The organism is Sphingomonas panni, from assembly GCF_022664435.1.
GTDB lineage: Bacteria > Pseudomonadota > Alphaproteobacteria > Sphingomonadales > Sphingomonadaceae > Sphingomonas > Sphingomonas panni.
Genome location: NZ_JAKREU010000004.1, coordinates 298,762 through 323,987, shown reverse-complemented (window position 1 = coordinate 323,987; position 25,226 = coordinate 298,762). Strand labels below are relative to the sequence as shown.

The following is a 25,226-nucleotide window of genomic DNA, read 5'->3' as shown; positions in this document are numbered from 1 at the left end:
GTTCCGGTCGATTGATCCAAACGCGCCGCTTAGCCGATACCGCCGCCGCTGCAAAGGATCACGCCCGGATCAGTCCCGCAACCGGACGCCGGCCCGTACTGCCGGGAAACAGCGTCGCCATGGACCGTGCCGGATCGATCCCGAAATGCCCGGCGACCGCCCCGGCGATCAGCGCGTCGAGATCGGTCGTCGGCGTCAGGTCGCGATCCTCGTAGAGCTTCGACAAGCCCGGCCAGTCGGCCATGACCCGTCTGCCCAGCACCGTGCCGCCCAACAGCATCGTCGCGGTAGCCGTGCCATGGTCGGTGCCGCCGGTGCCGTTGATCCTCGCGGTTCGGCCGAATTCGGTTGCGACCAGCACCAAGGTCCGGTTCCATGCCGGGCCGAGGCCGTCCTTCAACGCACCGACCATCGCGTCCAGCGCCTTCAGCTGATTGTTCAGCCGCCCGCGCTGGCCGGCGTGGGTGTCCCAGCCGCCGCTCTCGATCATCGCGATCCGCGCGCCATCGGCCGGGGCCAGCAGCCGCGCGGCCAGCGCTCCGGTCGCTGCAGCGTCGCGTCCGGCATCGCCACCTGCCTCCTGCGCCAGTTGCCGGGTCTGCAACGCCTTGGCCCACAGCGCATGGAGTTGCGGGTCCTCGGCATAGAGCTGCGTCACCCGCCCCATCAGGTCACCGGACGCGTCGGGCAGGGCGGAGGGTGCGTAGGACGCGACCTCCCTGCCCCCACGCAACGCCAGCGGGACCGTAGCGGCGACGGCAATGGCGCGGGCGTCATCGCGCGGTAGCAGGGTCAGCAGCCGGTTGAGCCAGCCATCCTTGACCGCATAGGCGGCAGCGCCGCCGGTTTCGAGGACATTCTGCCCGTCGAAATGCGAGCGGTCGCGATAGGGCGAGGCGACGGCATGGGCGAACAGCGCCTGGCCGGCGTCGTACAGCCCCGCCATGCTCGAGAGCGCGGGATGCAGCGCGAACATGCTGTCCAGCTTGCGCGCCGCCGCCGCATCCTCCGCCCAGACCCCGCGCAACGGCGCGAAGCCGGGATCGCCCGTCGGCATCAGCATGGCGAGGCCATCCGCCGCACCGCGCTGTATGATGAACACGAAACGACGATCGGTCGCAGCGCGGGCATAGGCAAGGCGCGGGGCGAACGCAGCGGACAGCACCGCTCCGCCGCCGATCAGGAAATTTCGCCGGTCGGTCATGGCTTATCTCCGCAGGAACTGAGGGGCGACGAACAACAGCGCGAGGCCCTGTGCCGGGCTTTCGGCGCGTGATATCGCCGTCGCGGTGGTCGGCGCGAGGCTTTGCGTGAACAGTCGCGTCGCCAGCGCGCGGGGATCGGGTGGCTCGCGCAATCGCCCGGCCAGCCGCTCGGCCGCCTCGATCCGGCGCATCAACGCGTCGGGGCCGGCCCAGCTGGCGGCGATATCGTCGAACCCGATCGGCTGGCCGGGTCGCCAGATCGGCTGACCCAGCTGCCCGAACAGGTTGACCAGCCCCCGCCCCTCCGCCGCCGGCGCGTCGATCGCGCGCAGTGCGGCGACGGTCCATTCCCATGGCGTGCGGAACTTGGGTGTGCTCGGTGCCCATGCCTCGGGCGCAGCGATCAGCGCGCGATAGACGGTCGGTAGGTCACCGCCCGACGACAGGAACGCCCGCTCGAGGCGCGCCACCGCAGCAGGGGGCGGATCGTCGGCGATGAAGTGGCGGACCAGCTTGGTGGCGATATGTTTCGCAGTCGCCGGATGAACCGCCAGATCGGCCAGCACCGCCGCCGACTGTTCCGCGCCGCCCTCCCCATATTGCATGCCCAGAACGGTCCGCGACCCCGGCTGGTGCAGCGCGGGCGCGAACACCGCCTCGCCCGGCTGCCCCGGCACGACGCGCGGCCCGCCCCGCCCGAGGCCAGCGACGGTCCAGCCGGTCAGTGCACGGGCCAGTTCGGTGACGTCCCCCTGCCCATAGCCGGTACGGACGCCCAGAGTGTGCAGTTCCAGAATCTCACGCGCCAAATTTTCGTTCAGCCCGGCACGTCCGCCCATCCGACGCTGGCCGAACGGACTGTCGGGGCCGACCGACTGCGCCTGGTCGAGATAGAGCAGCATCGCCGGATGATGCTCGACCGCCAGCAGCAGGTCGTGGAAGCGGCCCAGCACATGCGGGCGGATCGCGTCAAATTCGAACGCGGCGGCGAGGCCGGTCACCTCCAACTTGTCCGCCGACACCGCGAAATGGTTCGACCAGAAATGGGTCAGCCGCTCGATGAACGGCGTGTCGCTGGCCACCGCCGCCGCGGTGCGGGCGGCGACGCCGTCGAGGTAGAATTGGCGAACGCCGCGGCGAATCTGCGCGGCGCGATTGTCGGGCGGGTCCGCCGCCATCGGCATGGCGTCAGGCTTGTCGGTCGCCTGGGTCGCGCGGCGTTCCTGCCGAACCATGCGCAGTTCGGCCCGCGCCTGCGCCACCGCCTGCCCCGCGACTGCCGTCGTCGCGGTACCTGCCAGCGTGGCCGGACGCGGGTTCCAGCGGTCGAACTGGTCGGTCAGCCAGCGTTTCGGGTCGGCCGGCGGCGCTTCGTCCCCGCGCGCGCCCAGCCCGAACCGGTTCCATGCAATCTCCGCAAGCGCCATCACCCGCGACTCCACAGCCATACTCGCCCGCGACTGAGCGCGCCGATTGTCGCAGAGTTATGCCAGCGGGGTCAGAATCCGTCGGGCAGGTCGATCGGGCCGACGACCTGCCGATAGCTGCGCACTGCGAACCGGTCGGTCATGCCGGCGATATAGTCGGCGATGTGGCGACTGCGCTGCGGTTCCCCCTCCGGCAGCGTCGCGCGCCAGCCATCGTGCATCGCCGCCGGGTCGGCGTGATAGGCCGCGAACAGGCCGGCGACGACCGTCTCCGCCATCGCCGCCGCCGCCAGCTGGCGCGGATGGTGGTAGAGATTGGCGTACATGAAGCGCTTCAGCGTCCGCTCCGCCTCCGCCATTTCGGGCGAGAAATGGGCGAGGCATTGCCCCGCCGCGCGAACGTCGGCGACCGTTTCGACGCGGGCGGCGGCCACCCGACGCTGCGTCTCGGCGATCAGGTCGTTCACCATCGCACCGATCTGAGAGCGCGTCAGTTCGCCTACCAGCCGCTCCGCCGGCACGTCGGGAAAACGCGCGCGGACCGCGTCCCAACCGGCGGCGACGAACGGTACTTCGAGGAGCTGGTCAAGCGTCAGCAGTCCGGCGCGCAGGCCATCGTCGATATCGTGATTGTCATAGGCGATGTCGTCGGCGATCGCGGCGATCTGCGCCTCCAGCGACGGCCATTCGTTCAGCCGCAGGCCATGGGCGGCATCCGCCTCCGCCAGCGCCCAGCCGGGCGTCGGGATCGGACCGTTATGCTTGGCCAGTCCCTCCAGCGTGTCCCAGGTCAGGTTCAGGCCCCGCCAGCGCGGATACGGGCTGTCGAGCCAGGTCAGCGTGCGCAGCGTCTGACCGTTATGGTCGAACCCGCCCTGGCCGGCCATTGCCGCTTCCAGCGCGTCCTCCCCCGCATGGCCGAACGGCGGGTGGCCGATGTCATGGGCGAGGCACAATGCCTCGGTCAGGTCCTCGTTCAGACCGAGCGTGCGGGCGACGGCGCGACCGATCTGCGCGACCTCCAGGCTGTGGGTCAGCCGGACACGGAAATGGTCGCCGTCGGGCGCCATGAACACCTGCGTCTTGTGGCGCAGACGCCGGAAGCTGATCGAATGGATGATGCGGTCGCGATCGCGCTGGAACGCGTCGCGGGGCCCGCGGGTCGCATCGCCCGGTTCGGGATGGAGCCGCCCGCCATGCGCCAGCGGGTCGGCGGCATAGGATGCCCTCACTTGACCGGGACCCGCGCGACCTTCTGCCCCGCCTCGCTGGTGAAGGTGAAGGCCTGCACCCCGGACTTGCGCAGCGTGTTGACGAAGTCCTGCGCCTCCGCATCGCTCTTGAACGGGCCGGTCAGCAGGCGGTTGGTCGCGCGCAGCGGCGTGGTCCACGCCTGACGACCTTTCAGCGCCGGTGCCTTGCCCGCCATGATGCCCCATGCGGCGGGCAGGCCGGCGACGTTGGCGCCACCGGCGACCTGAACCCAATGGCGTTCGGGGTCGGCGCGCTTGATCTGAGCGAGGCGGGCGGCTTCGGCGGCCTCCGCCTTCTTCTCGTCGGCGATCCGCTTGGCTTCGGCGGCCTTCTTGGCGGTTGCGGCGCGGGCGGCGGCAAGCTTCTTTGCCTCGGCGGCTTCCGCCGCGCGGGCGGTGGCTTCGCGGGCCTCCGCAGCGCGACGGGCGGTTTCCGCTTCGGCGGCGAGCGTGGCGCTGCTGGCGGGGGCCGCGACCGGAGCCGGCGGCGGACCGACGCCCAGTTCGGACGCCGGAATGTCGAGGTTGCGGATGATGCGCGCCAGCACGTCGTCGTTGGACGGGGCACGGGCAACGACGCTCGCGGCGGCAGGCGTCGTGGCCGGCGCGGCGCTCGCCACCTCGACAGCTGTGGGCGGCGACGCAGCCGGGGCGGGTTCCGCAGGGCGGTCGACGATGGTGACCGGCACCGGGGCGGAGGCGACCTGTACCGGCGGGCGGGCGGCCTGTTCGGCGCGGTCGCGGGCAGCCAGTGCCTCGGCGGCGACGCGGCGTTCCTCGGCCTGCCGTGCGGCGACGCGCTCCGCCTCGATGCGGGTCGCTTCGGCGATGCGCGCCTGTTCGGCCTGTTGCGCGGCGAGCTGCTGCCGCTGGGCAAGGGCGGCGCGGCGGGCAGCTTCGTCGGCGCGGGCCTGTGCCAGCTGCTGTGCCTGCGCGTCGGCAGCGCGGCGGGCGGCTTCGGCCTGGGCGAGTTGCGCCGCCTGTGCCTGACGCTGGCGTTCGGCGCGACGCTCGGCATAGGTCGGCGTGCGCGTGACGGTGCGCGTGGTCGCTACGGTCGCGGTTGGCGTGGCGGAGGCCAGCGCGACCGGCGGCGCGGTGCGGACCGGCGCGGGCAGCGGCGGGGCGAGCCGCGCGTCGGCCAGCCGTTCCGGGCTGGGTGCGAGGCGGCCATAATGGACGGCGAAGGCACGGTCCGCCCCGGCCAGCTGCGGCAGGCGGCGGAAGAAGGGCGAGAGGCTGGCCGAAAAGCCCGGCAACATGCTGGCCGTGATCTTGTCCGCGCCCGCCGCATCGCCGGACATGGCGAGGACGAAGGCGCGCACCCGCCATGCCGCGCGGTCGCCCTTTTGCAGCAGCGGGTTCAGCACCGCCGTCGATTCGGTCACATTGCCGTCGATACCGAGCGACAGGGCGAGCCGCCGGGTCACCTCGTCATCCTCACCGGCGCGCAACACCTGACGATAGTCCGCCTGCGCCAGCGATCCCCGGCCGAGCAGGTCATAGGCGAGCCCGCGTTCGGCGAGGTACGGGGTCATCGACACCCCGGCGCGTTCGGCCGAGCCGAACATGGCCAGCGCCTCCCCCGGCCGCTCCATCGCCACCAGCGAGATGCCCCGGGCGGCGCGGATGCGCGGATCGTTGGGTGCGACCTTTTCGGCACGGGCGAGGAACTGCATCGCCGCATCGGTATCGCCGAGCTTGCCCGACAGCCGCCCCGCTTCGATCAGCGCCGACACGTCGTTCGGGCTGCGGCCGAGGATGCGCATCTGTTCCGACAGGCGGTCGGCATTGGGAGTCAGCGGCTGGACGATCGCACCGGGCTGCGCCAGCGCGGGCAGAGGCGCGGCGGAGGCGAGCAGCAGGGCGACGGCGCGGAGCGTGGGGAACTGGGTCATGGGCCGGTCCGCTTAACCATGGGACGGCTGAACGGGGAATGTTCGCAAGCCTCAAGCGGCGGTGAAGCGAGTGGTGGTGACGACGAAGCGAGCCGGCGCGGGCCAAAGTTCACAAAGTTCACACTCGTGCGCGTTTTGCGTGTCGTTTGGCCTTCGGGTTTCAAGTGGCTGGGATTGAGGAACGGGAAGCGGCAGGCTGGCAGGGTTCGGTCGTGTAGGAAAATGGTTTCCGGCCCTGTCGGACATGGTGGTCGTGAACGGCTTCCATACACACGGACGTCACCCCGGACTCGATCCGGGGTCCCGCTTTCCTTCTCCGTCGGCAAAGAAGCGGGACCCCGGGTCAAGCCCGGGGTGACGTTTGATGTACGGTGGCGGAAGCCGCCCGGTCCCGCCGGGCGACGACCGTTACTGGTTGTTCTGGCGGTGCAGGAAGCGCGGGATGTCCAGCGGTTCCTTCGCATCATCGGTGCCGCGTGCGGGCGCGCGGCCGGCATTGGCCATGCGTTCGAACAGCGTGCCGCCAGGCTTGCGCGCCGGGGCCGCTTCCTCGCGCGGGGCTTCGGCCGGAGCGTCCGGGGTCAGCCAGCGGCGACGGCCGTCGTTCGACGATGCGCCGAAATCGCTGGCCGGGGTCGGCGCGGGGATCGGGGCGGCGGCCTGTTCGGCACCCAGCACCAGTTCGTCCTCGTCCGGCGCCGGGGCGGGCGGCGTGTCGTAGGTCGAATGCGGCACGACGCGTTCCGAAGGCGACGGCTGGCTCGCGCCCTGCGGGAAGCGGTCCATCGGCTGCGGGGCCGGCGCTTCCTGGAGATGCTCGGCGGCGGCACCGCTCGGCGCGACCGGCGCGGCGGCCGGCGCGGCCGGACGGCGTGGTGCGTTGAACGAGAAGGCGCGGGTCGGCTCGGCCTGTGCGGGCGCCGGGACCGCCTGCGACGGGGCTTCGTCCTCGATACCGGTCGCGACGACCGAGACGCGGATCTTGCCTTCCAGTTCGGAATTGAACGCCGAACCCCAGATGATGTTGGCGTCGTCGTCGACCAGTTCGCGGATATGGTTCGCGGCCTCGTCCACTTCGAGCAGGCGCATGTCGTCGCCGCCGGTGATCGATACGATCACGCCCTTGGCCCCGTTCAGCGACACGCCGTCGAGCAGCGGGTTGGCGATCGCCTGCTGCGCGGCTTCGATGGCGCGGTTGTCGCCCTCGGCCTCGCCAGTGCCCATCATCGCCTTGCCCATCTCCTGCATCACCGAGCGCACGTCGGCGAAGTCGAGGTTGATGAGGCCGGGCATGACCATCAGGTCGGTGATGCCGCGCACACCCTGCTGCAACACTTCGTCGGCCATTTCAAAGGCTTGCTTGAAGGTCGTGTTGGCGTTCGCGATCAGGAACAGATTCTGGTTCGGGATGACGATCAGCGTGTCGACATATTTCTGCAGCTCTTCGATGCCGGCCTCGGCCGACTTCGCGCGGCGCTTGCCCTCGAACGCGAACGGACGGGTCACGACGCCGACGGTCAGGATGCCCATCTCGCGCGCGGCCTTCGCGATCACCGGCGCGGCGCCGGTGCCGGTGCCGCCGCCCATGCCGGCGGCGATGAAGCACATATGCGCGCCCTCAAGCGACTTCTGCACCTGCTCGATCGTTTCCTCGGCGGCGGCGCGACCGATTTCGGGGCGGCTGCCGGCACCCAGCCCCTGCGTGATCTTCGCACCCAGCTGGATACGCTGTGGCGCTTCCGACTGCTTCAACGCCTGCGCGTCGGTATTGGCGACGAGGAACTCGACCCCCTGCACCTCGGCACGGATCATGTTCGCGATCGCGTTGCCGCCGGCCCCGCCGACCCCGATCACGGTGATGCGCGGGGTCAGTTCGTCGACGTCGGGTGCCAGAAATTCGATGCTCATACTCGGTCTCCCTGTCCCGGCCGGCACCGGGTACAAAATTCGATAGGCGGTTGTGCATCAAGCCGAAGGACGATCCTAGCCCCTCCACCCGGCCCGATGGTAATAAATCGTCAATAGTTGGCGCGAAATGCGGTCAACAGCCGCTGGAACAGCGCCCCCGTGCTGGGGCGCGACACCATTTGCTGGGTCGGCTGCAGCGCGCGCAGGTCGACCGGGTTCGACGCGGCGAACATGGCAAGGCCGGCAAGCGTCGCGAATCCCGGTCCCGAATGCGCATCGGGCAGCGCCGCCAGACCCCGCGCCCGGCCGACGCGGACCGGACGGCCCAGCGCCTGCTGCGCATAGTCGGCGATGCCCTTCAGCTCCGCACCGCCGCCGGTCAGCACGACCTGTCGCCCGACGGGATCGTCGAAGTTCAACCGGCGCAATTCCTTGGAGATTTCGGCGACCAGCCGCTCCAGCCGCTGGCGGATGGTGGTGATGAGCTGCGCGCGGGTGATGCGCGTGCCCTCCGCATCCTCGTCCGCACGGACCGGCGCGACGTCGATCATGTCGTGATTGTCGCGCGGGGACATGTTGGCCGAACCATAGAAGCATTTCAGCCGCTCGGCCTGTGCCCGGTTGGTGCCGAAGGCGGAGGCGACGTCGTCGGTGATGTCGCTGGCCCCCATCGCGATCGACGCGAGACCGGTCAGCACGCCATTGGCGAAGACCGAGACGTTGGTGATCCCTGCGCCGATCTCGACCAGGGCGACGCCCAGTTCGCGTTCCTCTTCGGACAGGCAGGCCAGCCCGGTCGCGACCGGCGCCGCGACGATCGACTTGGTTTCGAGATGCGCCGAGCGGACGCATAGGTCGAGATTGCGCACCGGCGAGCCTTCGGTCGCGACGACGTGGATTTCGACGCCGAGGCGATCGGCGTGCAGCCCCTTCGGCTCCTTCACTCCGCCAAGGCCATCGAGCGTATAGCGCATCGGCTGGGCGTGCAGCACCATCCGCTGACCCGGATCGATGGCGTTGCGTCCGGCCTTCAGCAGCGCGTCGATATCCGACTGTTCGACGCGGTGGCCACCCAGATCGACCTCCAGCTTGACGATATCCGACACCAGGCCGCCGGCCGAGAAGCTGACCCACACATCCTCGATATTGAAGCCGGCGATGCGTTCGGCCTGCTCGACCGCTTCGCGGACCGCCGTCTCGGTCGCCTTCATGTCGGCGATATAGCCGCGCTTGACGCCCCGGCTCTCGCGCTGGCCGGTGCCCAGCACGGTCAGTTCGCCGCCCTCGCCCGGCTTCGCGATCAGCGCGGATACCTTCGACGTGCCGATGTCGAGCGCGGTGATGATCCCTTCCGGTGCCAATTTCGCCATGGTCCTGCCCCCTGTCAGTCGCCCTCGACCGGTTTCGCGGTCGCGGCACTGTTGCCCTGTTCGCTGCCGTCGTCGCCATTGTCCGGCGTCGCATGTTTCATCCGCACGACCAGCTTGGTCGGATCGCGCAGGTCGAACCGGTCATAGCCCTTGCCGAGCAGGCCTAGCGTCCCGTCGAGCTGCGCGAACTTCACCAGCGCGCGCGCCGATCCCCTGTCGCCTTCCGGCAAAACCAGTCGTTCGCCGGTCTGGAACAGGATGTCCCAGCGACGATTGCCGACCCAGATCGCGGCCTTGACCACGGGTTTCAGCGCGGGCGCGGCGGCCATCAGCTTGCGATAGGCCGGTTCCTGCGCATTGGCACCATCGCCGATCACCAGCGGCAGGCGCGGCATCTTGTTGGGCTGCACCCCGTCGAGCAGCACGCCGCCCTCGTCGATCAGCATCAGCTGCCCCTTGTTCTGCCAGACGGCGGCAGGATCGCGTTCGACGACGTCGACCACCAGCGTATCGGGCAGCCGGCGCGACACGCGGGCATCGGCGATCCAGCCATAGTCGAGCAGCTTCTGCCGCGTCGCGTCGAGATCGACCAGCGGCATCGCCCGCGAGCGCTGGTCCAGCGCGACGGCATAGACCGACGTCGCGTCCATCCGCTTGAGGCCGGTCACCTCGATCTGTTCGACGCGAAAGCCCGCAGCGCCGACGGCTTCGGCGGCGGCGACGCCGACCATGCCGAACAGGCCGAACCAGTTGGCGAGCGCCAGTGCGATCGCCCCTGCCCCGGCGGTCAGGCTCCAGCCGACGATGCGGCGTGCGGTGGCGGCCCCGCCGGGCAGCGCGGCAACGGCCTGGTCGAGGACCGAGGCGCGCACCGGGCGCTTGGTCTGGACGCGGCGCTTGGGCTTGACGGTGCGGGTCTGGACGACGCGCTTTCCGGTCTGGGTCATCGCATCGCCTCTTCCACGATCCAGCCGACGAGTTGCTCGTAGCTCATGCCGACATGCCGCGCCTGTTCGGGCACGAGGCTTAAGGGGGTCATGCCGGGCTGGGTATTGGTTTCGAGGACGAACAGCCCGTCGACACCCTGATTATCGTCCCAGCGGAAGTCGGTGCGCGACGCGCCTTTGCAGCCCAGCACGCGGTGGGCAGTGACGGCATAGGCCATGCACGCCTGCGCAATGTCGTCGGGAATGTCGGCGGGGCAGACATGTTCGGTCAGGCCGTCGGTGTATTTGCTGTCGTAATCGTAAAAGCCGCTCTTGGGCTTCAGTTCGGTGACGCCCAGTGCGCGGTCGCCGAGGACAGCGGTGGTCAGTTCGCGGCCACGGATGAAGGGCTCGGCGAGGAGTTCGTCGAATTCCTGCCACGGTCCCTTCGCGTCCGCCGCGATCGGGTTGCCATAGTTGCTGTCGTCGGTGACGATGGCGACGCCGACCGACGAACCCTCGCTGACGGGTTTGAGGACATAGGGGCGCGGCAACGGATCGCGTTCGTAGAGTTCGGCGGTCTTGACGATGCGGCCGCCAGGCATCGGCACGCCAGCGGGGACGAGCGCGTGCTTGGTCAGCACCTTGTCGATCGCGATGACCGAGGTGGCGAGGCCGCTATGCGTGTAGCGCAGCCCCATCAGGTCCATCATGCCCTGCACGCTGCCGTCCTCGCCGGGCGAGCCGTGGAGGGCGTTGAAGACGAGGTCGGGCTTCGCTTCGGCCAGGCGGGCGGCGATGTTGCGGTCCATGTCGATGCGGGTGACGCGGTGGCCGAGCGATTCGAGCGCGGTCGCGACGCCTGCGCCGGACATCAGCGAGACTTCGCGTTCCGACGACCAGCCGCCCATGAGGACGACGATGTGGAGGGGGTCGGTCACGCGGTCGGTTCCTTCGTTATATTGCCATATCCGTTTGCTTCGAGCGCAGGGTCGAGCCTGTCGAGACCCGAAGTCGAGAAGGCGGTGGTTGTGGCACACGCGTTCTCGACGGACGCTTCTCGACTTCGCTCGAAGCTGCTCGAACCAAACGGGTTGCTTGGGGGAAGGAAGGTCACGCCACCCCCACCCGCTGGATTTCCCATTCGAGCGTCACGCCCGATGCTGCCAGCACCTTCGCCCGCACCTCTTCGCCCAGCGCCTCGATATCGGCGCTGGTAGCGTTGCCGGTGTTGAGCAGGAAGTTGCAGTGTTTTTCCGATACCTGCGCGTCACCCTTGCGCAAGCCCCGACATCCGGCGGCATCGACCAACGCCCATGCCTTATGACCATCGGGGTTCTTGAAGGTCGATCCGCCGGTTTTCGATCGCAGCGGCTGCGAGGCTTCGCGTGCCGACGCGATGCGATCCATTTCGGCCTGGATCGCCTGGCTGTCGCCAGCCTCACCCCGGAAGGTCGCCGACACGACGATCGCGCCTTCGGGAAGATCGCTGTGGCGGTAGCGGTAGTTGAGGTCGGCTCGGCTCAGCGTGGTCAGCGTACCGTCGCGGGTGACGACCTGCGCCTCGACCAGCACGTCGGCTACCTCGCGGCCATAGGCACCGCCGTTCATCCGCACGAAGCCGCCGACCGTGCCGGGAATCGAGCGCAGGAATTCGATGCCAGCGATTCCTGCATCCCGGGCGGTCGAGGAGACGAGGATGCCGCTCGCCCCGCCGCCGCAGCTGAGCGTCAGACCGTCCGCCGCGACCTTTGCGAAGGCTTTGCCGAGACGCACGACCACGCCCGGAACGCCGCCGTCGCGAACGATCAGGTTGGAGCCGAGACCCAACCCCATGACCGGCACCGTCGGGTCGAGCGCGCGGAGGAAGTCGCACAGATCATCCGTGTCGGCCGGTTCGAACAGCCACTCGGCCGCGCCACCCGCCTTGAACCAGACGAGCGGGGCCAGCGGGGCGTTCGGGGTCAGCCTGCCACGGACCGGCGGCAACATCATTTTCCGCTGCCCCAGAAGCGCGCCCAAGCGGTCCATGCCTCGGCCTGCGCATCGGCGATCTGCTTGCCGACCTCGGTCATGTCGCGCGTCTCGGCGGTGTCGAGCAGCTTCTTGGCCGCGTCGAGCTGTGCCTGTTGCGCGCGCAGGATTTCGCGCTGCATTTCGATGGCGGTGGAGAACCAGTCGCTCATGCGAGCCGCTCCTCAATCGCGGCGGGCAGGCCGGCAGCGATCTTGGTGATGTCACCGGCGCCCAGACAGACGATCAGGTCGCCGTCCTGACCTTCGGCAGCCAGCGCGGTGGCAAGCGCGTCCTTGTCCGCCGCGACCTGTGCCGAACGGTGGCCGCGCAGGCGGATGCCGTCGACCAGCGCCTCGGCACTGACGCCTTCGACCGGGGCCTCCCCGGCGGCATAGACGGGCAGGACATGGACCGCATCGGCGTCGTTGAACGCCTGCGCGAACTCGTCCATCAGCGCGCCCAGCCGCGAATAGCGGTGCGGCTGCACCACGGCGATGACGCGCCCGCCGGTCGCTTCGCGCGCGGCGGACAGGACGGCACGGATTTCGACCGGGTGGTGGCCATAATCGTCGATCACGGTCATGCCCGCGACTTCACCCACGCGGGTGAAGCGGCGCTTCACGCCCCCGAACTTGGCGAAGCCCTGCGCGATGGTCGCGTCGTCGAGGCCCAGTTCGACCGCGACGGCGATCGCCGCCAGCGCGTTCTGGACATTATGGCGGCCGGCCATCGGCAGGTGGATGCCTTCGATGGTGCGGGTCTGCCCGTCGCGGTCGCGCACCACGCAGTCGAAACGGTTGCCGTCGCGGCCCGCCGTCACTTCGACGCCGCGCACATCGGCTTGCGCCGCGAAACCATAGGTGACGATGCGGCGGTCGCGGATGCGCGGGATCAGCGCCTGTACTTCCGGATGGTCGAGGCAGAGGACCGCCGCGCCGTAGAAGGGCACATTCTCGATGAATTCGACATAGGCGTCCTTCGCCCGGTCGAAGCTGCCATAATGGTCGAGATGTTCGGGATCGATGTTGGTCACGACCGCGATCGTGCCGTCGAGGCGCAGGAAGCTGCCGTCGCTCTCGTCCGCCTCGACCACCATCCAGTCGGACGCGCCCAGCCGGGCGTTCGAACCGTAGCTGTTGATGATCCCGCCGTTGATGACGGTCGGATCGACGCCGCCGGCATCGAGCAATGCCGCGATCAGCGAGGTCGTGGTCGTCTTGCCATGCGTGCCGGCGACCGCGACGGTTGATTTCAGCCGCATCAGTTCGGCGAGCATCTCCGCGCGGCGCACCACCGGGATACGCTTGGCCAGCGCATGGTCGCGTTCGGGATTGCCGGGCTTGATCGCGGTCGAGGTGACGACCACCGCCACGCCCTCCACATTCTCCGCCCGGTGGCCGATATGCACGTCGATGCCGCGCGCGCGGAGACCATCGACGACATAGCCCTCGGCCACGTCCGATCCCTGCACCTTATAGCCGAGATTATGCATCACCTCGGCAATGCCCGACATGCCGATGCCGCCGATGCCGACGAAATGGATCGTGCCGATATCGGTCGCGACGCCTTTCACGCAAATGCTTCCTTCTGTCGTTGGGCGGGGGCTTGCCTGCCCACTTTCGCCTTGGGTGCATCGATGCTCTCGACCAGATCGGCGAGGTCGCGGACGGCAAAGGGCCGACCGCAGCTGCGCGCGCGGGCCGCCGCATTGGCGAGCGCGGCGGGATCGAGGCCGAGCTTCTGGATTTGCTTGGCCAGTTCCGGCGCGGTGAACTGCGCCTGCTGGATCGAGCGCGCGCCGCCTGCGGCCACGATCTCGCGGCAGTTCGCGGTCTGGTGGTCGTCGGTGGCACCGGGCAGCGGTACGAGGATCGCAGGACGGCCGGCGGCGGTCAGTTCGGCGATGGTCGACGCCCCGGCACGGGCAATGACGACATGGCTCCACGCCAGCCGGTCGGGCAGGTCGGGCAGATAGGTCGCGATCTCCGCCGGGATGCCGTGTTCGGCGTACTTCGCGCGCACTGCGTCGATATCCTCGATTCGCGCCTGATGCGTCACCTGCATCCGGCGGCGGAAGGCGACGGGAAGCAGCGCGAGACCATCGGGGACGACCTGGCTGAGGATGCTCGCGCCCTGACTGCCGCCGGTGACCAGCACACGGAAAATGCCTTCCTCGTCCAGCGCCGGATAAGGGCGTTCGCGCAGGGCGAGGACGCTTTCGCGCACCGGATTGCCGACCAGATGCGTCTTGGGGACATGGCTGTCCTTCAGCCGGGCGACGCGTTCATAGCTGGTGGCGATGCCATGCACGCTGCCCGCGACCAGCCGGTTGACCCGGCCGAGCACGGCATTTTGTTCGTGGACGATCGTCGGCACCTTCTGCGCGAAGGCGGCCAGCAGCGCGGGGAGCGCGGGATAGCCGCCGAAGCCGATCACGGCGGACGGGCGGAAGGTCTTGTACAGCTCGATCGCCATCGACCGTCCGGCCAGCATCTGCCGCGCGGCCTTGGCCCAGCCGAGCGGACCGCCGGACAGGCGACCGGCGGGCAGGACATGGGTCTGGATGCCGTCGAAAAGGTCGGGAAAGCGCACGCCGCGTTCGTCGCTGACCAATGCGACACGATGGCCGCGCCGGGTCAGTTCGGTCGCCAGGGCGGCGGCGGGGACCATATGCCCCCCGGTGCCCCCGGCGGCGAGGACGTAGTGCTTGCTCATTTCGCTCCGCTCCAGCGCTGTGGGCCGTAAGGTGAGCGGCTCAGATACGGGTTCCGGCGCGTGAAAGCGAGCAGCAGTCCCATGCCGATCGACAGCGCGATCATCGACGACCCGCCGTAGGAGATGAACGGCAGCGTCATCCCCTTCGACGGGGCGATGCCGACATTGACCGCCATGTTGATGAGTGCCTGCGCCCCGAACTGCACCGCGAGGCCGGCGGCGGCGAGCAGCTTGAACGCGTCCTCTTCGTCCAGCAGCCGGACGAAGACGCGCACGACAATGGCAAGGAAGATGATCGCGATGATCGCGCAGGCAATCAGGCCGAACTCCTCACCCACCACGGCAAAGATATAGTCGGTATGCGCCTCGGGCAGCTTGAACTTCACCCGCCCCCCGCCGGGGCCGGTACCGATGACGCCGCCCGCGGTCAGCACGGCGTGCGCCATGTCGACCTGATAGCTGTCGGTCGCGGCGCTTTCGGGATCGGGGAACAGGAAGCCGTCGATGCGGACGCGGGCGGTGCCATAGAAGGTATAGGCAGCAGCGATCAGGCCGACCCCGGCCGCTCCGAGCAGCGCCATGGTGCGGACGGCAATGCCCGAAATGATGAGCAGCGCGAGCCACACGCCGCAGAAGATCACCGTCTGACCGAAATCGGGCTGGAGCATCAGGCTGCCCGCAATCACGGCGGTCAGCGCTCCGGTAACCCACAGCATCGGCAGCTGCGGGTCCTTTGCGCGCAGTGACAGCAGCCATGCCGTCGTGACGATGAACATCGGTTTGAGGAACTCGGACGGCTGGAACTGCCCGATGCCGAGGTTGATCCAGCGCCGCGCGCCGTTCGCCTCCACGCCGACGAAGGGCGTGACCATCAGTGCCAGTACCAGCACCGCCGCGCCGAGCAGGCACAGCCGGCGCGCGAGCGTGACCGGCAGCATCGACACGATAATCATCACCGGGAAGGACACTGCGATCCAGCCGGCCTGTCGCCAGAAATACATCATCGGCGGCACGGTGACGTCGCCGCCCGAATAGCGCACGGCGGATGCCGGCGAGGCGGCGGCAACCGCGACCAGCCCGATGGCGATCAGCACCATCGCGATCAAGAGCAGCACCCGGTCGACTTCGCGGAACCACGCGCCGATCGGCGAGCGCGCGCTGCGCCCCTGCAGCGTCTCTACCCGTTGGCGCAGTGCCCGGACGTCGCGCCCGCGCCCCATATCGGTCATGCCAATGCCCCCACTGCGGCCGCGAAGGCACGCCCCCGCGCTTCGAAATCGCTGAACTGGTCGAACGACGCGCAGGCCGGCGACAGCAGGACGGTATCGCCGGGTCGCGCCGCTGTCGCGGCCAATTTTACCGCTTCGTCCAATGTGTTGGCGACGGTTACGGGCATGTCGCCGCCAAGCAGTTCGGCAAAGCGGTCCGCCGCCGTGCCGATGGTATAGGCGTGGACGACATTGGCGAAGCCGGGGCGGCAGGCGTCGAGGTCGTCGGACTTGGCGAGGCCGCCGACGATCCAGTGGATGCGCTTGAACGCGTTGAGCGCGGGCGCGGTGGAATCGGGGTTGGTCGCCTTGCTGTCGTCGACATAGGCGACGCCGTTCACGTCGGCGACGTGCGCCATGCGGTGCGGCAGGGCGCGGTAGCTTTGGAGACCGGCGCGGATGGTTTCGGCGTCGAGGCCGAGCGCTTCGCAGACGGCGATGGCGGCAAGCGCGTTCTCCGCGTTGTGCGAACCGGCGAGTGCGGGGCCAAAAGTTACCGTTTCATCGTACGTCTTGGGCAGACGAACGACTTTGACGTTCGTCCCTACTCGACTGCGATTGTAACGGTAGATCGAAGCAGCCCACGACGCACTTGCGCGATTACGCCGTCCAAGGACTGCTGTGCCTTGAAACTGCATGGCGAACAGGCGGGCCTTGGACGCCGCATAGGCTTCGAAGCCGGCATAGCGGTCGAGATGGTCGGGGGTGAGGTTGAGCAGCACCGCCACGTCGCAGTCGAGGCTGCGGGTCAGGTCGATCTGGTAGCTCGACAGTTCGAGGACATAGACCCCGCCCGCCGGCAGCGGATCCTGCGCGAGGATCGGCAGGCCGATATTGCCGCCCATGCGTGTGGGGATGCCGGCCTGTTCGAGGATGTGGTGGATCAGGGCGGTCGTGGTCGACTTGCCGTTGGTGCCGGTGATGCCGACGACCTTGTGCGGCGGCAGGTCGGCGCGGGCCTGTGCAAAGAGTTCGATGTCGCCGATGATGGGCGTGTCGCCGGCGTGGGCGACAATCGGGTGCCGGTTGAGGGGCACGCCGGGAGACACGACGACGCCGTCGAACCCGGTGAGGTCTATGGTAAGCGGGTCGGCGAACGTCAAAGCCCTCTCCCCTTCAGGGGAGAGGGTTGGGAGAGGGGCAGTCGCGGGCGATGTCGTAGAAGAAGAAGGCCCCTCTCCCCGACCCTCTCCCCGCGAGCGGGGAGAGGGAGAGATCGCGTTGCGCTTCGCCTCGTCGCCATCCCAAGCCACGACCTCCGCGCCACCGGCCAGCAGCGCGCGCACCGTCGCCGCGCCGGAGCGTGCCAGCCCCAGCACCGCGAATTTCTTCCCCGCCCAGGCGGCAGCGGTAATCACCGCAGCTTCAGCGTCGAGAGGCCGGCTAGCGCCAGCACGAAGGCGATGATCCAGAAGCGGATCACGACCGTCGCCTCGGCCCAGCCGAGCTGTTCGAAATGATGGTGGATCGGCGCCATGCGGAAGATGCGCTTGCCGGTGCGCTTGTACCAGAACACCTGAATGATGACGCTCAGCGCCTCGACCACGAACAGCCCGCCGATGATCGCCAGCACGATCTCATGATGCGACGACACCGCGATCGCACCCAGCGCGCCGCCGAGCGCCAGGCTGCCGGTATCGCCCATGAACACCGCCGCCGGGGGCGCGTTGTACCACAGGAACGCCAGCCCCGCCCCGACGATCGCGCCGCAGAACAGCGCGAGGTCGCCCGCGCCCAATACGTGCGGGATGCCGAGATAGGCGGCGAACTTCGCGTTGCCGACCATATATACGATCAGCATCAGCGCGACCGAAGCGATGATGACCGGCATCGTCGCAAGGCCGTCCAAGCCGTCGGTCAGGTTCACCGCATTGCCGAACGCGACGATCGTGAAGGCGGCGAAGACGATATAGAACGGCCCCAGATCGATCGCGACGTTCGAGAAGAACGGCACATAGAGCATCGTGCCGGTCTGCCGGATGATGATCCAGCTGGCGATGCCGGCGATCAGGAATTCGAGCAGCAGTCGCACCCGGCCCGATACGCCGGCCGTGCTGGCCTTTCGCACCTTGTCATAATCATCGAGGAAACCGATCGCGGCGAACCCCAATGTCACGAACAGGCACGCCCAGACGAAGGGGTTGGCCAGGTCCATCCACAACAGCACCGACGTGGCGAGCGCGGTCAGGATCATCAGCCCGCCCATGGTCGGCGTGCCGCGCTTGGCAAGATGGGTCTGCGGCCCGTCGAGGCGGATCGGCTGCCCCTTGCCCTGGCGCACGCGCAACCAGCCGATGAAGCGCGGGCCGATGACCAGCCCGATCAGCAGCGCCGTCGCCGTCGCCGCGCCGGTGCGGAACGACAGGTAGCGGAAGAGGTTCAATACCCCCGGAAAGCCGAGATATTCGGCGATTTCGTACAACATCAGCCCTGGCCCCACAGGTCGGCGACGACCCGCGCCAGCCCCACCCCGTTCGATCCCTTTACGAGTACCGCGTCGCCCGGCAGCAGCAGGTCGGACAGGACCATGGCAGCGGCGGCGGCGTCGGGCACATGGACGGTTTCGATGCGGCCCTCAAGCGCCTTGGCGAGGGGAAGCATCCCCTGCCCCACCAGCACGGCGCGCGAAACGCCCGCTTCGTCGATAGGGACCGCCAGCGCCGCGTGATAGGCGTCGGACGACTCGCCCAGCTCGCGCATTTCGCCCAGCACCGCGATGCGCCGGTCGGCGCGTTCGGCGGCCAATACCTTCAGCGTCGCACGCATCGAGGCGGGGTTGGCGTTGTAGCTTTCGTCGATCAGCAGCGCCTCGCCCGCCGGCAGCTTCAGCGTGCGACGGGCACCGCGCCCGGCGAGGCCGGCAAGGTCGGCCAGCGCGAGGCCGGCAACGCCCAGATCGCCACCGATCGCATCAACCGCCGCCATCACGGCCAGCGAATTGGCGACCCAATGCTCGCCCGGCGGGGCCAGCGTATAGCTGACCTCGCGCGATCCCAGCCGCGCGGTCACGAAGCTGTCGCCGCCCGACATGCGGACATGTTCGATCGCGCGGACATCGGCCCCTTCGCGCAGACCGAAGGTCACGATCTTCGCGGCGTGCGGGCGCGCGGCGGCAATCAGCGTGTCGCGATGCGGGCTGTCGAACGGCACGATGGCGATGCCGCCCTCGACCAGCCCTTCGAAAATTTCGCCCTTGGCGCGGGCGATGGCGTCTTCGCCGGTGAAGAATTCGGTATGGGCCGGTGCGATGGTGGTGACGATCGCCACTTCGGGGCGAACCAACCGGGTCAGCTGCGCCAGCTCGCCCGCATGGTTCATGCCCATTTCGAACACTGCGGCCTGCGTGGCGGCCGGCATCCGGGCGAGGCTCAGCGGCACGCCGGTATGGTTGTTGTAGCTCTTGACCGACCGATGCGCGTTGCCGTGGGTGATCCGGTCGAGCGCGGCGAACAGCGCTTCCTTCGTGCCCGTCTTGCCGACCGATCCGGTGACGCCGATGATGCGCGACGCGGTGCGCGCGCGCGATGCCGTGGCAAGCTGGTTCAGCGCGATGGTCGTGTCGTCGACCAGGACGTGCGGGCCGTCGACCGGACGCGATACGATCGCCCCCGCCGCCCCTTGCGCGAACGCCTGTGCGACGAAGCGGTGGCCATCGGTCGCCTCGCCGGACAGCGCAACGAACAGGTCGCCCGGCCCGACTTCGCGGCTGTCGAACGCCACGCCGTCGACGGCGAAATCGGTGGAGGCGGTGCCCCCGGTCGCGGCGGCGATGGCGGCGGCGGTCCAGAGCGGCAGGTCAGCCGGCACAGTCACGCGCCACCTGTACGTCGTCGAAGGGCAGGATCATGTCGCCCACGATCTGTCCCTGTTCATGCCCCTTGCCCGCGATCAGCACGATGTCGCCGGGCTGCGCCATGGCGCATGCGGCGGAGATAGCGGCGCGGCGGTCGCCGATCTCGGTCGCGTTCGGCGCACCGGCCAGTACCTGCGCGCGGATCTGCGCCGCATCCTCGGTCCGGGGATTGTCGTCGGTGACGATCGCGACGTCGGCCTGTGCGGCGACGACCTCGCCCATCGGCGCGCGCTTGCCATTGTCGCGGTCGCCACCCGCGCCGAACACGACGATCAGCCGCCCCTCGGCATGGGGACGCAGCGCGGCGATGGCGGCTTCGAGCGCGTCGGGCGTGTGGGCGTAATCGACATAGACCGGCGCGCCATTGGCGAGGATCACGGCACGTTCCAGCCGCCCGCGCACCGGCTGCAACCGGGCGAGACCGGCGAGCGTCGCGGCAAGCGTGCCGCCGGTCGCCAGCACGAGCCCAGCGGCAGTCAGCGCGTTCGCCGCCTGATAGGCGCCGATCAGCGGCAGCTGCACCTTATGGGTCGCGCCCTCCGCCTCGATGGTCAGCGCCTGCCCCAGCAGGCTCGGCTCCCGGCCGACCAGCCGCAGCGTTTCGCCATGTTCGCCCACGGTAATCAGGCGGTTGCCGCGCACCCGCGCCAGATCCATCACCCGGTCGGCATGGGGATCGTCGATCCACACGACTGCCGTACCGTCATCGGCCAGCACTTCGGAAAACAGGCGCAGCTTGGCGGTCAGATAGCTCGCCATGTCGCCATGATAGTCGAGGTGATCGCGGCTGAGATTGGTGAAGGCGGCGGCGCGGACCGGCAGCCCTTCGGTGCGATATTGCGACAGGCCATGGCTCGACGCCTCGAACGCGACATGGGTCACGCCCTCGCGGGCCAATCCGGCGACGTTGGACAGGAAAGTGACGATGTCGGGCGTGGTCAGCCCGGTCACGACGCGTTCGTCGGCGGTGGTGACGCCCAGCGTGCCGATGGAGGCGGCGTGATGACCCTGCATCCGCCACAGCTGGCGCACCATTTCGACGGTGCTGGTCTTGCCGTTGGTGCCGGTCACCGCGACGCAGGTCGGCGGGAACGGCGCGAAGAACTGCGCGGCGGCGCGGGCGAAGGCCTCGCGCGGGTCCTGCGCGCCGATATGGACGGCGCCGTCGACCACCGCCTCCGGGCGGGCGACGACGGCGATCGCTCCGGCGGCGATGGCGGCGGGGATATAGTCCTCGCCATTCACCCGCGCGCCTTCGAAAGCGCCGAAAATCGTGCCCGGTGCGACCTTGCGATGATCGATCGCGAAGCCGGTCACCGTCTGCGGTTCATCGCCGCCCGTGATCGTTCCTAATTTCATTCGACGTTCGCCAGCTTCTTCGCATCCCCCGGCGCCCGCCACAGCAGCGAACGCAGTCCGGCGAGGTCAATATCGGCATTGGCGTCGGGAATCACCCCCAGCAGCGGTCCGGTGCGCGAAATCACCCGACTGACCACCGGTGCGGCGGTCCATGCCGCCGTGGTGAAGCCGAAGGTTTCCTTCGTGCCCTTCGGGCTGTCGAGCATCGCGATCACGACATAGCGTGGGCGATCCATCGGAAAGACCGCGGCGAAGGTCGAGACGTTGACCTTCTTCGAATAGCCGCCGCCAGCGCCGACCGTCTCGGCCGTACCGGTCTTGCCACCGACGCGAAAGCCGGGTGCCTCCGCCTTGCGGCCGGTGCCGTCGGTAACGACCAGGCGCAGTAGCGCGCGCATCTTGGCGCTGGTCGCTTCGGTGAAGACACGGCTGCCCGCCGGGGCCTGTCCGGGCTTCAGCTTCAGCATCGTCGCTGGACGCCAGATGCCGCCATTGACCAGCGCGGCATAGGCGCTGGCGAGGTGGAGCGGCGTGACGGCGATGCCATGGCCATAGGCGGTCGTCATGGTCGTGGTCCGGCCCCAGTAATGCGGCCAGATGGTGCGCGATTTTTCCAGTTCGATATCGGGCGCGGTATCGAAATGCAGCGCGCGGAACAGCTTTTCCATCCGCGCCTGCCCCATTTCGTCGGCGATGCGCGCGGTCGCGATGTTCGACGAATGGACCAGGGTTTCCGGGATGTTCAGCCAGCGCTTCTGCGCATGGTCGTCGCGGATGCGGAAGCCGCCGACGGCGAGCGGCTGGGTCGCATCGTAGCGCTTGGACAGCGACGGTGCGACGCCGCTGTCGAGCGCGGCGGCCATGGTCAGCGGCTTGAACGCCGACCCCAGCTCGTACACGCCCTGCGTCACCGTGTTCATCTGTCCGGTGTTCGCGGTCACGGCATTGGGATTGAACGTCGGCAGCGAGGTCATGGCGATCACCTCGCCGGTATCGCTGTCCAGCACGATGCCGCCCGCGCCGCGCGCCTGGAACACCGCCATCGCATTGGCGAGTTCGCTTTCCAGTGCCGCCTGCACCCGCAGGTCGAGGCTTAATGCGACCGGGCGACCACGCTCGGCCGGATCGACCAGCCGGGCGTTCAGATATTTCTCCATGCCGCGCACGCCGCGCCCGTCCATGTCGAGATAGCCCAGCGCATGCGCCGCCATCGCGCTTTGCGGGTACAGGCGTTCGGGTTCGCGGCCGAGCGCGATGCCCGGTTCGCCCAGCGCATTCACCGCCTGCACCAGTTCGGGCAGCGCGCGGCGACGCAGATAGACGAAATTGCGGTCGAGGTTCAGCTGCGCATAATAGTAGCCGGCGTCATGTTCCGGCATCAGCGCGGCCAACTGCTGGGCCAGCTGCTTCTTGTCGCCGATCACCTTGTCCGGGCGGACGGCGATCGACCAGGCATCGATGGTGCGGGCGAGCGGCGCGCCGTTGCGATCGACCAGATCGCCGCGCAGCGGGACCAACGCCGCCTCCGCTGCGATCGCCGAACGCGGTTCGGCAGCGACCGCCAGCAGCATCAGCCGCGCGAGGATCACCGTGACGCCCGCCGCGAACAGCAGCATCAGCACCATCAACCGATAATGGGCGATGTTGACCAACGTGTGCCGCGCACCGTCGGACCGTTGCTGATTGAGGGGCGGGGCCACGACGACGATCACGGGCGGGCCGCTTCCTTACGCGCCGAACGGGCAAGGTCGGCCATGGTGGCGTCGCTCAGCAGCGTGCGGTCAAGCATTGCCACCGCCCGCGCCTTGGCCGGGATCACCGCCGCCGTCTGCACCGCGCCGACCGGCTTCATCGCCGGCTTGGCCTTGTCCGCCTTCGCCGGGGCCGTGACCGGCGCGCTTGCCGCAGCGAGGGTCGGCTCGGGCGTCGCGGCGGCCATTTCCATCGGGGCGCTGGGGACGACATAGGCGAGCGCGACATTGCCGCCCTCGGTCCGGCCGGGCAGCGACGCCAGCTGATGCTCGCCCCCGACATATTGTTCGGCGCGCGGCGCGGCGAGCGCCAGTACGTCCCCGTTCCAGCGTTCGAGTTGGGCCATGTTGGCGCGGGTATCGAATTCGGTTTCCAGCGCGCGGATGTCCTTGCGCGCCTGCACGATCGAGCGCTCGACCGCCTCGACCCGGCCGCGTTCCGCCGCGCCCTGCGAGATGACAAGATAGAAGGCCGGCGCCATCACGCCGACCGCCACCAATTTGCCCAACGTTCCGAACCCGAACGCACTCATACCAACGCACTCCCGTTCGAACTCCACGGCGCGGACGCCGTGCGAAGGCCCGCGCGCAGCGTAGCCGACCGTGCGCGCGGGTTAACCGATATTTCTTCGTCACTTGGCCGCACCGCCTTGGCAATGTCGCCAAAGCTGGGCGCCGGCCCCTGCACCACGACCGGGCGATGGCGCGACCCGGCGGGCATCGCCCCGCCGCGCTCCCGCAGGAACCGCTTCACGATGCGGTCCTCCAGACTGTGGAAGCTGACCACCGACAACCGCCCGCCGGGTCGCAGCACCCGTTCCGCCGCGTCGAGCCCGGCGGTCAGTTCGCCCAGTTCGTCGTTCAGATGGATGCGGATCGCCTGGAACGCGCGGGTCGCCGGGTCCTTCTTCTCATGCGGACGATGGCCCAGCGCACGGCGGACCACGGCGGCCAGCTCGCCGGTGCGCGACAAGGGCCGCGCGCCGACGATGAAGTTCGCGACGCGACGGTGGCGCGGTTCCTCGCCGTAACGATCGAGGACGTCCGAGATTTCGGCCTCGGCAGCGGTGTTGAGCCATTCGGCGGCGGTGATGCCTTCCCGGCTCATCCGCATGTCGAGCGGCCCGTCATACTGGAACGAAAAGCCGCGATCGGCTTGGTCGAGCTGCATCGACGACACGCCGATATCCATCACCACGCCATCGACCAGATCGATGCCACGCGCCGCCAGTTCGCTCGCCATCGCGGAAAACGGAGCCTGGATCAGGGTCAGGCGATCGCCCGCCTCGGTCAGCAGCGGCGCGGCGGCGGCGTGCGCGGTCGGATCGCGGTCGAACGCGATCACCCGCGCACCGGCCGCCAGCATGGCGCGCGTATAGCCACCCGCGCCGAACGTCGCGTCGACATGGGTTTCGCCCGGCTGGATCGCCAGCGCGGCGACCGCTTCGGCCATCAGCACGGGGATGTGCGGCGCGTCGGTCACAACAGCCCCTTCTCTTCCATCAGGAATTCGCACAGCTCGCGCGTATCGGCGTCGATCTCCAGATCGGCGATCAGCGTGTGCGGGTCCCAGATGTTGAACGTGTCGCCACGCCCGTGAAAGAACGCCCATTTGTCGATCTTTGCACGGCGGCGGTAGAAGGTCGGCAGGACGAAGCGTCCGGCGCTGTCGAACGGCGCGGTTTCAAGGTTGCCGAACGCCTTGCCCGCGACGTTGTAGTCGGTGTCCGCATCCTCGTCGCTGCCCTGGGGTTTGCGCGAATAAAGGATCTTGGGCCACGCGGCGTCGAACGCGCTGAGGCAGACATGCTTGGCGTGCCGCTTGAGCAGGAGTTCGCGGGCGTCGGCGTTCTTCTCCAGCACCGAGCGCAGCTTGGCAGGCACCGCGACGCGACCCTTCGCGTCGACCGCCTGTAGCCCGTAGCTCAGGTAGAGTTCCCTCTCCAACACAGCCCCTGTTCGGTCACGCAGGAGAAGCGTCGACCGCCGGCAAATACGCGCCGGGCAGTGTGAAGCGACGATCCCAGGACCTGCCCCCTGTGACGCCCGATACGTACCAAAACCCAATCTGGGTAACAATGGGCGAAGTTGGGTCAGAATGGGAAAAAGCGCCACCAGAACGGCAGATTTTGGGATGTACGTTGTTTGTTCTCACCGTACTTTTGGGTGAGCGCGGGTGTGGCGATGGGATGGCGCCCCACTGGACGTTGCAGTCGGACCGCAGATGCGGGGTTGGATGGGAATCCGCCTAAGCGTCACCTGCGGCAAAGGCGGGAG

General features: G+C 68.7%; 21 protein-coding genes. All 21 read right to left on the bottom strand.

Features of this window, described 5'->3' with window-relative positions:
- Positions 1-58 precede the first annotated feature (58 nt).
- The gene (locus tag MF609_RS10685) at positions 59-1,204 is read right to left on the bottom strand and encodes a DUF1501 domain-containing protein (RefSeq protein ID WP_242416291.1); all 1,146 of its coding nucleotides are present in this window, start codon (positions 1,202-1,204) and stop codon (positions 59-61) included.
- A gap of 3 nt (positions 1,205-1,207) precedes the next feature.
- Complete coding sequence (locus MF609_RS10680; RefSeq protein ID WP_242416328.1) at positions 1,208-2,632, bottom strand: DUF1800 domain-containing protein; 1,425 nt, start codon at positions 2,630-2,632, stop codon at positions 1,208-1,210.
- 71 nt (positions 2,633-2,703) lie between these two features.
- Positions 2,704-3,864 carry a deoxyguanosinetriphosphate triphosphohydrolase gene (locus tag MF609_RS10675; RefSeq protein WP_336944610.1) on the bottom strand — a complete coding sequence of 387 codons (1,161 nt, stop codon included), beginning with the start codon at positions 3,862-3,864 and terminating at the stop codon, positions 2,704-2,706.
- Positions 3,861-5,783, bottom strand: a complete 1,923-nt coding sequence (locus MF609_RS10670; protein ID WP_242416290.1) for an SPOR domain-containing protein — start codon at positions 5,781-5,783, stop codon at positions 3,861-3,863. The genes MF609_RS10675 and MF609_RS10670 overlap by 4 nt, the downstream gene beginning before the upstream one ends.
- A gap of 408 nt (positions 5,784-6,191) precedes the next feature.
- Entirely contained in the window at positions 6,192-7,691 is a 1,500-nt protein-coding gene (ftsZ, locus tag MF609_RS10665) for a cell division protein FtsZ (RefSeq protein ID WP_242416289.1), read from the bottom strand.
- Between the two features lie 110 nt (positions 7,692-7,801).
- Positions 7,802-9,061 (bottom strand): cell division protein FtsA, encoded by a 1,260-nt coding sequence (gene ftsA / locus MF609_RS10660; RefSeq protein WP_242416288.1) that lies wholly within the window; start codon positions 9,059-9,061, stop codon positions 7,802-7,804.
- A gap of 14 nt (positions 9,062-9,075) precedes the next feature.
- Positions 9,076-10,008, bottom strand: a complete 933-nt coding sequence (locus MF609_RS10655; RefSeq protein ID WP_242416287.1) for a cell division protein FtsQ/DivIB — start codon at positions 10,006-10,008, stop codon at positions 9,076-9,078.
- Positions 10,005-10,928: a D-alanine--D-alanine ligase gene (locus MF609_RS10650; protein WP_336944609.1), complete on the bottom strand. Its 924-nt coding sequence runs from the start codon at positions 10,926-10,928 to the stop codon at positions 10,005-10,007. The genes MF609_RS10655 and MF609_RS10650 overlap by 4 nt, the downstream gene beginning before the upstream one ends.
- A 172-nt stretch (positions 10,929-11,100) precedes the next feature.
- Positions 11,101-11,982: a UDP-N-acetylmuramate dehydrogenase gene (gene murB / locus MF609_RS10645; RefSeq protein WP_242416286.1), complete on the bottom strand. Its 882-nt coding sequence runs from the start codon at positions 11,980-11,982 to the stop codon at positions 11,101-11,103.
- Entirely contained in the window at positions 11,979-12,173 is a 195-nt protein-coding gene (locus tag MF609_RS10640; RefSeq protein ID WP_242416285.1) for a hypothetical protein, read from the bottom strand. Before MF609_RS10640 ends, murB begins: the two co-directional genes overlap by 4 nt.
- Positions 12,170-13,576, bottom strand: a complete 1,407-nt coding sequence (gene murC / locus MF609_RS10635) for a UDP-N-acetylmuramate--L-alanine ligase (protein WP_242416284.1) — start codon at positions 13,574-13,576, stop codon at positions 12,170-12,172. The genes MF609_RS10640 and murC overlap by 4 nt, the downstream gene beginning before the upstream one ends.
- Positions 13,573-14,718, bottom strand: a complete 1,146-nt coding sequence (gene murG / locus MF609_RS10630) for an undecaprenyldiphospho-muramoylpentapeptide beta-N-acetylglucosaminyltransferase (RefSeq protein WP_242416283.1) — start codon at positions 14,716-14,718, stop codon at positions 13,573-13,575. Before murG ends, murC begins: the two co-directional genes overlap by 4 nt.
- Positions 14,715-15,938 carry an FtsW/RodA/SpoVE family cell cycle protein gene (locus MF609_RS10625; RefSeq protein ID WP_242416325.1) on the bottom strand — a complete coding sequence of 408 codons (1,224 nt, stop codon included), beginning with the start codon at positions 15,936-15,938 and terminating at the stop codon, positions 14,715-14,717. The genes murG and MF609_RS10625 overlap by 4 nt, the downstream gene beginning before the upstream one ends.
- Positions 15,939-15,943: 5 nt before the next feature.
- Positions 15,944-17,344, bottom strand: coding sequence for a UDP-N-acetylmuramoyl-L-alanine--D-glutamate ligase (murD, locus tag MF609_RS10620; RefSeq protein WP_242416282.1), 1,401 nt, complete (start codon positions 17,342-17,344; stop codon positions 15,944-15,946).
- Positions 17,341-18,411, bottom strand: a complete 1,071-nt coding sequence (gene mraY / locus MF609_RS10615; protein WP_242416281.1) for a phospho-N-acetylmuramoyl-pentapeptide-transferase — start codon at positions 18,409-18,411, stop codon at positions 17,341-17,343. The genes murD and mraY overlap by 4 nt, the downstream gene beginning before the upstream one ends.
- Entirely contained in the window at positions 18,411-19,781 is a 1,371-nt protein-coding gene (locus tag MF609_RS10610) for a UDP-N-acetylmuramoyl-tripeptide--D-alanyl-D-alanine ligase (RefSeq protein WP_242416324.1), read from the bottom strand. The genes mraY and MF609_RS10610 overlap by 1 nt, the downstream gene beginning before the upstream one ends.
- 1 nt (position 19,782) lies before the next feature.
- Positions 19,783-21,198, bottom strand: a complete 1,416-nt coding sequence (locus MF609_RS10605) for a UDP-N-acetylmuramoyl-L-alanyl-D-glutamate--2,6-diaminopimelate ligase (protein ID WP_242416280.1) — start codon at positions 21,196-21,198, stop codon at positions 19,783-19,785.
- A complete protein-coding gene (locus tag MF609_RS10600) occupies positions 21,195-22,910 on the bottom strand; it encodes a peptidoglycan D,D-transpeptidase FtsI family protein (protein ID WP_242416279.1) in 1,716 nt (571 codons plus the stop codon). Before MF609_RS10600 ends, MF609_RS10605 begins: the two co-directional genes overlap by 4 nt.
- Positions 22,907-23,482 (bottom strand): hypothetical protein, encoded by a 576-nt coding sequence (locus MF609_RS10595; protein ID WP_242416278.1) that lies wholly within the window; start codon positions 23,480-23,482, stop codon positions 22,907-22,909. Before MF609_RS10595 ends, MF609_RS10600 begins: the two co-directional genes overlap by 4 nt.
- A complete protein-coding gene (rsmH, locus tag MF609_RS10590) occupies positions 23,479-24,432 on the bottom strand; it encodes a 16S rRNA (cytosine(1402)-N(4))-methyltransferase RsmH (protein WP_242416277.1) in 954 nt (317 codons plus the stop codon). Before rsmH ends, MF609_RS10595 begins: the two co-directional genes overlap by 4 nt.
- A complete protein-coding gene (locus MF609_RS10585; RefSeq protein WP_242416276.1) occupies positions 24,429-24,896 on the bottom strand; it encodes a division/cell wall cluster transcriptional repressor MraZ in 468 nt (155 codons plus the stop codon). Before MF609_RS10585 ends, rsmH begins: the two co-directional genes overlap by 4 nt.
- Between the last annotated feature and the right edge of the window lie 330 nt (positions 24,897-25,226).